The 8,072-nt window shown below is 71.2% G+C and carries 7 protein-coding genes; all 7 read left to right on the top strand.

What is annotated here, in order from left to right:
* Positions 1-308: peroxiredoxin (locus tag ACOJUJ_RS18855; RefSeq protein ID WP_420128445.1), on the top strand; the 308-nt coding region annotated here is incomplete at its 5' end.
* A complete protein-coding gene (locus tag ACOJUJ_RS18850; RefSeq protein ID WP_420128444.1) occupies positions 301-978 on the top strand; it encodes an MBL fold metallo-hydrolase in 678 nt (225 codons plus the stop codon). The genes ACOJUJ_RS18855 and ACOJUJ_RS18850, both read left to right, overlap by 8 nt.
* A 110-nt stretch (positions 979-1,088) precedes the next feature.
* The gene (locus ACOJUJ_RS18845; protein WP_420128443.1) at positions 1,089-1,712 is read left to right on the top strand and encodes a hypothetical protein; all 624 of its coding nucleotides are present in this window, start codon (positions 1,089-1,091) and stop codon (positions 1,710-1,712) included.
* A 428-nt stretch (positions 1,713-2,140) separates the two neighbouring features.
* Entirely contained in the window at positions 2,141-2,890 is a 750-nt protein-coding gene (gene purN, locus ACOJUJ_RS18840; protein WP_420128442.1) for a phosphoribosylglycinamide formyltransferase, read from the top strand.
* 442 nt (positions 2,891-3,332) lie between these two features.
* Positions 3,333-4,904 (top strand): bifunctional phosphoribosylaminoimidazolecarboxamide formyltransferase/IMP cyclohydrolase, encoded by a 1,572-nt coding sequence (gene purH / locus ACOJUJ_RS18835; protein WP_420128441.1) that lies wholly within the window; start codon positions 3,333-3,335, stop codon positions 4,902-4,904.
* A gap of 368 nt (positions 4,905-5,272) precedes the next feature.
* Positions 5,273-6,445, top strand: coding sequence for a nickel pincer cofactor biosynthesis protein LarC (gene larC / locus ACOJUJ_RS18830; RefSeq protein ID WP_420128440.1), 1,173 nt, complete (start codon positions 5,273-5,275; stop codon positions 6,443-6,445).
* A 90-nt stretch (positions 6,446-6,535) separates the two neighbouring features.
* The gene (locus ACOJUJ_RS18825; RefSeq protein ID WP_420128439.1) at positions 6,536-7,801 is read left to right on the top strand and encodes a tetratricopeptide repeat protein; all 1,266 of its coding nucleotides are present in this window, start codon (positions 6,536-6,538) and stop codon (positions 7,799-7,801) included.
* The last annotated feature ends 271 nt before the right edge of the window (positions 7,802-8,072 follow it).

Raw genomic sequence — 8,072 nt, 5'->3', positions numbered from 1 at the left:
ACACCCCGGGCTGCACCGCGCAGATGTGCCTGGCGCGCGACGAGGGCGAGCGCTACCGGGAGGCGGGCGTGGCGCGTTTCGGCGTGAATCCGGGCGGCCTGCAGAGCCACGTGGAGTTTCGCGACAAGTACAGCCTGGACTTTCCCCTGATCGTGGACCAGGACGCGGAGATCGCGTCCGCGTACGGCGTGCTGGGCGCGGAGTACGTGAGCCGCGCCACGTACCTCATCGACCGCGACGGCAGGATTGCGTACGCGCAGCCGGGGACGCACGGGGCCGACGAGGTGCTGGGGGCGCTCCGTGGCTGACGCGCGCGGCTCCGGCGAGATCGTCGTCCGGTCGTTCACCGGCGGCATGTTCGCGGAGAACACCTACCTGGCCGCCTGCGCCCGCACCGGCGCCGGCATCCTGGTGGACCCCGGCGCGGCGACGGCGGACGCGCTGCGGGCCGCGGAGGCGTCGGGGGTGACCATCGAGAAGATTGTGCTGACGCACGCGCACCTGGACCACGTGGAAGGGATCCCGCTGGCCCGCCGCGAGCTGCCCGGCATTCCCATCCTGCTGCACCCCGCCGACCTGCCGCTGTACGGCGCGGCGCCCATGCAGGCGCAGATGTTCGGCGTGCGGCTGGAGCCGCTGCCGCCGGTGGACGGCGAACTGGTGGTGGGCGAAACGGTGCGCTTTGGCGAATGCGCGCTGGCGATCCGGTTTGCGCCGGGGCACGCGCCGGGGCACGTGATGCTGGTGGGCGACGGCGTGGCGCTGGTGGGGGACGTGATCTTTGCGGGCTCCATCGGGCGCACGGACCTGCCGGGCGGCGACTTTGCCACGCTGATGCGCTCCATCCGCGAGCAGGTGCTCACCCTGCCCGATGAAACTACGCTGCACAGCGGCCACGGCCCCGACACCACGGTGGGCCACGAGCGCACGACGAATCCCTTCGTTACCGGGGTGTACGGCGGGGGCGGCTTCGCGTGATGCCCGTCACCTGACGCGGACGCGGAGGCGCGGAGGGAACTTTCCGCCGCGGCTCCGCGTCTTTGCGTACGCTGCTTTCTCTCGCTTCCTCTCCCCAAACCACTGGACGGATGAAGATTCGCGCGACCGCGCTGGCCGCGATGCTCCTGCTCCCCGCCGCGCTCCACGCGCAGACGCCGGCGCCGGACTCGCCGCGCACCGACTCGCTGGTGGCGCAGGTGGCGCCGCCCGATCCGGTCCGCAGCTTTATGTACGAGCTGGCGGACCCGCTGTCGCTGGCCAACGCGCTGGTGCTGGGATTGTACGACCACGCGCGCACGGAGCCGGACGAGTGGGGCGGGGGATTCGACGCGATGACGCAGCGCATCGCCTCGCGGGGCGGCGGGCACGTGATCGGCACGTCGGTGCGGCACGGGCTGGCGGCGGCGCTGGGCCGCACGACGGACATCGAGCCGTGCCATGGCTGCACCAGCACGGAAGACCGCGTGACGCACTCGGTCATCGACACGTTCACCGACCGCGACGCCACCAGCCGCCGCGTGATCTCGGAGCCGTTCCTGGCGGGCACCTTTGCCGGCGCCATCGCGCCGACGCTGTGGCACCCGGACAGCAACCTGGGGGACGGGATCAAGGCGGGCGTGTGGTCCGTCCTGTTCACCACCGCCGGGCGCGTGCTGTTCGCGGTACTGGAGCCGCTGGTTCCGGCGGAGGGGGCGGCGGCGGAGAGGCGTTAGGCGGGCTGGGATGATTGCCCCGAGATGTGGTCGCGTTACGGTCGATGCCGTTCCTCGCCGACACCCAGGAGGGCAGATGAGCGGGCCCAGATGAGCGGGCCCAGATGAGCGGGTAAACCCGCTGCTGGGAATGCGATAAGCCCGGTATCGGCTCGTTGCACTCGCCGAACCGGGCTTCAACCGCTCGCGTCGGCAGGGTCCGAGATTGTGGAGAGCCGGTCGTGTTCGAACGCGTGTGTCGCGCGGGTTCGCCGTTCGTCCATGAAGTTGAAGCCCCGTTCTGGCGAGCCTCCGGCGAGTCAGAATGGGGCTTGTCGCTTTCCCAGCAGCGGGTTTACCCGCTCATCACACCCGCTGGATTCGGTTGCGGCGCTCCGGCGGGCGGTCTATCTTCGCCGCTCATTTTCCACCCTGCAGCGGGCCCGGAGTTGAGCACACACGCGCGCATCGCCGTTCTCGCCAGCGGCGGAGGCACCAATCTGCAGGCGCTGATCGACCGCTTCAACGGGGACCCGGCGGCGCCCGCGCGCGTGGAGCTGGTCGTGGGCTCGCGGGCGGGGATCGGCGCGCTGGAGCGGGCGGAGCGCGCGGGGATCGACGCGGTGGCGCTGGAGGCGCGGACGCTGGGGCCCGAGGCGTTCGGGCGGGCACTGGCGGAGGCGCTGGACGCGCATCGCATCGATCTGATGGTGCTGGCCGGGTGGCTGCAGCTGGTGCCGGGCGAGGTGGTGCGGCGTTTTCACGGGCGGATGATCAACGTCCATCCCGCGCTGCTGCCGGCGTTTGGCGGCCACGGGATGTACGGGATGCGCGTGCACCGCGCCGTGATCGAATCGGGCGTGCGCGTGTCCGGCGCCACGGTGCACTTTGTGGACGAGGCGTACGACGAGGGGGCCATCATCGCGCAGTGGCCGGTCCCCGTTCTCCCCGGCGACACGCCGGAGGCGCTGGCGGCGCGGGTGCTGGCGGTGGAGCACCGCATCCTGCCCCTGGCCGTGGAGGCGCTGGTCCGCCCGCCGGAGATGAGGCAGGAGCCCGCGGGTGCGCCGCTCGCGTTCGACCTGGTCGATGCACCGGCGCCGGCGGACGCGTCCATCGATCGCACCATGCACCTGCCCAACGCCTCCGCCGTCGCGGGTGACACGGCGCTCGTGGAGGGCGGGGCCGCAAGCCAATGACCGTGCGTATCGCTGGAGATGGGTTTCCGGCGATACGGGCGGAGATCGACGCGCCGTCCGCCTCAGCGAATGAAGGTCACGGTGATGGTGGTCCAGTAACGCGCGCCTCGCCTCTAGGAGCGAACAGATTCGCCGCTGGAAAGGCGCAAAACCCGCCTTCGCGGGTTGTAGCCGCGAGATCGGGACACGGCGAGACGCGACGAGGAGGGGTCGGTTTCCGGTAGCGGACGCGCAGGTGCGTGGGACGCCGCAAACCGCCGGGCCGCCGAGTCCGCGCAGGCGGACTTTGTGTAGTTGTTGCCGCGAATTTATTCGCCCTGGCAACGGCGTGTACGTGTCTGTCTGGTCTCACGTCAGGATCAACCGCCGGACACGATCGCGGCACCGCGCCGGGCAGGAACCGGCGCGGGAAATACCTCATCTACCGAACACAACTAGACCAATGCCGCGCGCACTGCTGAGTGTATCCGACAAGACGGGGGTGGTGGATCTCGCGCGCGAGCTGCAGGGGCGCGGGTGGACGCTGCTCTCCACCGGCGGCACCGCGCGCACCCTGCGCCAGGCGGGGCTCGACGTCACGGAGGTCAGCGAGGTTACGGGCCATCCGGAGATGATGGAGGGCCGCGTAAAGACGCTGCACCCCGCGGTGCACGCCGGCCTGCTGGGCCGCCGCGACAACGCCGACGACGTGGCGCAGATGGCGGCGCATGGATATCAGCCCATCGACCTGGTCGCCGTCAACCTCTATCCGTTCCGCGAGACGGTGGCGCGGCCGGACGCCACGTTGGCGGACGCCATCGAGAACATCGACATCGGCGGGCCGTCGATGCTGCGCTCGGCGGCCAAGAACCACGCGAGCGTCTGGGTGGTGGTCGATCCGGCGGACTACTCCACCGTCCTTGCCGCGATGGATGCGGGGGATGAGGAGCGCGCCATCAGCATCCGCCGGCGGCTGGCGGCGAAGGTGTACGCGCACACGTCGGACTACGACCGCGCCATCACCGACTACCTGACGCGCGCCCTGGACGGCGGCGACGCGGACGCGTCCACGCGGTTCCCGGCGAGCGTGACCCTCTCGCTGGCCAAGGTGCAGGACCTTCGCTACGGCGAGAACCCCGACCAGCCGGCCGCGTTCTACCGCGACGAGGCGGCGGGCGGCGGGCTGCCGGCGCTGCGGCAGCTGCACGGCAAGGAATTGTCGTTCAACAACCTGCTGGACGTGGAGGGCGCTCTCCAGGCGGTGAGCGCGTGGGAGGGGAGCGGACTGGCGGCGTGCGCCATCATCAAGCACACCACGCCGTGCGGCATCGCCGTGGGCGCGGACGCAGCTGAGGCGTACCGCAAGGCGCTGATGACGGACCCGACCAGCGCGTTCGGCAGCGTGATCGCGTTCAACGTGCCGGTGACGGAAGAGGCGGCGGTGCTCATGCGGCCCAACTTCGTGGAAGCGATCGTCGCTCCGTCGTTCGTGGAGGCGGGGCTGCGGTTGCTGACGGAAAAGAAGAACCTGCGCCTGCTGGAGATCCCTTCGCTGGCGGTGGACGAGGGCGAGCTGGACTGGAAGCGCGTGCGCGGCGGATTCGTGGCGCAGACGCGGCTTTCCATGCGCTATCCGGAGGATGGATGGCGCACCGTCACGCAGCGCGCGCCCACGCCGGAGGAGATGGATGACCTGCGCTTTGCCTGGCGCGCGGTGGCGACGGTGAAGTCCAACGCGATCCTGCTGGCGCGCGGGGGGATGGCGCTGGGCATCGGCGCGGGGCAGATGAGCCGGGTGGATAGCTCGCGGATCGCGGTGATGAAGGCGCGCGACAACGGGTTTGACCTGGCGGGCGTGGCGCTGGCGTCCGACGCGTTCTTTCCCTTTCGCGACGGCGTGGACGCGGCGGCCGAGGCTGGGGTGCGCGCCATCATCCAGCCCGGCGGCTCCGTCCGCGACGAGGAAGTCATCGCCGCCGCGGACGAGCACGGGATCGCGATGGTGTTCACGGGGCGGCGGCTGTTCCGGCACTGAAGGCCCTCACCCGCTCGCTCAGGCTCGCACCCTCTCCCGCAAGCGGGAGAGGGTATAAACTTCGATCCCGCTTCGGACGGAGCGGGTCGGGGCGGCCCACGATCCCGCCCCGAACGATCTGGATGGCACCACCGCCGGTGCCGTGTATCCCCCCTCCCGCGCAGTTTGCGGGAGGGGGTGGCGCGCTCCCAGGCGCCGCCGGGGGAGGGCCCATTTGACTCCGCCCGTGCGCGCGCCTACCTTGGCGCGCTCCCGAAATTCCGCGCCGCAGTTCGTTGCCTCCGCCCCGGCGGCGGCGAAGAACGTGCGGCGCGGCCTGTGAAGTGAAGCGCCGGCCCCGCCGGCCTGTATCGGAAAAGGAACGTCCGTTGCGCGGACTCATCTTCGATCCCTTCGCGGGGATCAGCGGCGACATGACCATCGCCGCGCTGCTGGACCTGGGGCTGCCGCTGGAGTGGCTGCGCTCGTTCGTCGCGGGGCTCAACCTGGGCGACATCCGCGTGGACGCGGAGCGCGCGAACCGCAAGGGGATCGCCGCCACGCGCCTGGTGCTGGAGCTGCCGCACGAGCACGCGCACCGGCACCTGCACCACGTGGTCAAGATCATCGAGGGCACCGGCGTTGCGCCGGAGGTGCGCGACCGCGCGATCCACGCGTTCACGCTACTTGCGGAATCCGAGGCCGCGGTGCACGGTACGACCGTCGAAAAGGTGCACTTTCACGAGGTGGGGGCGCTGGACGCCATCGTGGACGTGCTGGCGGCGGTGGCCGGGTGTCACGAGCTGGGGGCCACGTCGTTCTACACGCGGCCGGTGGCGCTGGGGCGCGGGTGGGTGGACATGGCGCACGGACACTTTCCCGTGCCGCCGCCCGCGGTGCTCAAGCTGCTGCAGGGCATTCCCGTCACCGACCCGGAGTTCGAAGGCGAGTGCACCACGCCCACGGGCGCCGCGCTCATCCAGGCGCTTACCGGGGGCGCGCCGCCGCCGGCCACGTACACGCCCGTCGCCAGCGGCTTTGGCGCGGGGACGCGCGACCCGCAGGACCGGCCCAACGTGCTGCGCCTGGTGCTCATCGAGCCGCAGGGCGGGGCGGACGAGGGGATCGTCGTCATCCACTGCGACGTGGACGACCTTACGCCGGAGTACGTGCCCACGCTGCTGCAATCGGTTCTGGACGCCGGCGCGGCCGACTGCAGCGCGCAGCCGCTGGTGATGAAGAAGGGCCGGCCCGGCGTGCGCATCGAGGCGCTGGCCAGCCCCGAGAAGCTGGAGGCGGTGAGCGCGGCGCTGTTCCGCGGCGGATCGACCATCGGCCTGCGCTTCTGGCCGGCGGGGCGGCGGGTGCTGCCGCGGCGGATGGAGACGGTGTCGTGGCGGGACCAGGAGATCCGGGTGAAGCGCAGCGCGCTTCCCGGCGGCGGCGAGCGCGCCAAGCCCGAGTTCGACGACGTGGCGCGCGCCGCCGCGGCGCTGGGGATGACGCCGCTGGAGGCGTACCGCGCCCTGCTGGCGGACGGCGTGGCACGCGAAGAACGGTAGTCCAGGCCGGCCCCGCGCCGGCCCGTGTGAGGCCGCTCCCCGGCGCCGGGGAGCGTGTCCCTTTTCAAAAAAACCTGACGGAGGACGCAGATGAAGATCGATCGTGGCCTGCTTGGCACGCTGGCCGTCGCGGCCCTGGGCGCCGCCTGCGCCAGTGCGGGCGGCACGGGCGCCGGGGGGGGAGGGCCGCGCGTCAGCGTGCCCGTTCCCACCGTCGCCTGCTCCACGGGCCCCCTGGCCACCTCGCCCTCGGCCGACTCGGCGGCGGCGAACCTTACGCTGATCGCCACGGTGGCCGACAGCGCGCAGCGGGTGCAGTACACGCTGGCGCGCGCGCAGGCCGGCCGCGCCATCGCGGCGGGCCAGGCGAGCGCGTACGGCTACTACCTGGCCGGGCAGGCCGCCATTGGCCTGGCCGACTACGCGGACGCCGACAGCCTGTTCCGCCGCTCGGTGGAGCTGTGCCCCGAGCTGGGCGAGTACGACGTGAACCGCCTGCGCCGCGGCACGGCGTCGCTTTCCCTGGAGCGCGGTGGCGCGCTCATCCAGTCCGGCGACACCACCGCCGCGGCGGCGGCGTACCAGACGGCGCTGAACCTGGACCCCAACAGCTACCCGGCGGAGTTCTACCTGGGGCTGGTGTCGTTCAACCGGCAGAACACCGAGGAGGCGGTGCGCCGCTGGCGCCGGGTGCTCCAGGTGATCGACGCGCTGCCGGCCGACAGCTCGGCCGAGGTGATGGCGAACCGCGCCGAGACGCGCGGCAACACGCTCAACGCGCTGGTGCTGGCCAGTGCGCAGCACCTGAACCGGCAGCAGTCGGCCGAGGCGGCGGCGCTGCTGGCGGACCTTACCCGCTGGCTGCCCAACAGCCCCGACGCCTGGTACAACTACGCGCTGGCGCTCAACAACCTGCAGCGCTACACCGACCTGGTGCCGGTGGCGCAGCGGGCCACGGAGATCTCGCCGCTCAGCTACGGCGCGTGGGTCCTGTACTACAACGCCTACGCGGGCCAGTCGCAGGCGGCCACGGCGGCCGGCAACACGGCGCAGGCGGGCGAGCTGGGGCGCCAGGCGCGCCAGATCAGCTCGCGCAGCGAGGCGCTGCCGGTGCAGCTGGAGTCGTTCAACATCGACGTCGAGGGCGAGAACACGCTGATCCGCGGCGTCGCCGTGGGCGCGGGCCCCACGGCGCCGGTGCAGGTGGAGTTCACGCTGCACGGGTCGAGCGGCGAGCTGGGCCGGGGCACGGTGACCATCACTCCGCCCGCGCGCCAGGAACAGACGCCCTTCGAGCTCACCATCCCCAACAGCGCGCCGGTTCTGGGCGTTACCTACCGCGTCGCCGGCAGCTGACGCGCTGGTTTTTCGGTGGATGAACGGCGGGGCGAGGGATTCTGATCTCTCGCCCCGTCCGGTTTTCAGGGATTGGGTCTCATATCACACGGAGTCAACGGAGCTAATACCGAATCCGGCAAAACACCTCGCCTCAAGTCGGACTACTGAAAACAGAGGTCAGGGTACAGAGGAACAGAGAACAGCCAGAGGAACAGAGGAGGAATGCGGATCACCTCTGTTCCTCTGGCGGTTCCCGGTTCCTCTGTACCTTCCGATGTTGTTTTTCCGG

It is taken from the genome of Longimicrobium sp., from assembly GCF_048594345.1.
In the GTDB taxonomy this organism is placed as follows: Bacteria; Gemmatimonadota; Gemmatimonadetes; order Longimicrobiales; family Longimicrobiaceae; genus Longimicrobium.
Note: the sequence above shows the minus strand (reverse complement) of the source record. Positions and strands in the feature narration are given on the sequence as shown.

What these genes read in the sequence shown, in the direction of transcription:
- ACOJUJ_RS18845 (WP_420128443.1), top strand. Translation starts at nt 1,089, where the DNA reads ATGAAGATTCGCGCGACCGCGCTGGCCGCGATGCTCCTGCTCCCCGCC.
- purH (WP_420128441.1), top strand. Translation starts at nt 3,333, where the DNA reads ATGCCGCGCGCACTGCTGAGTGTATCCGACAAGACGGGGGTGGTGGAT.
- ACOJUJ_RS18825 (WP_420128439.1), top strand. Translation starts at nt 6,536, where the DNA reads ATGAAGATCGATCGTGGCCTGCTTGGCACGCTGGCCGTCGCGGCCCTG.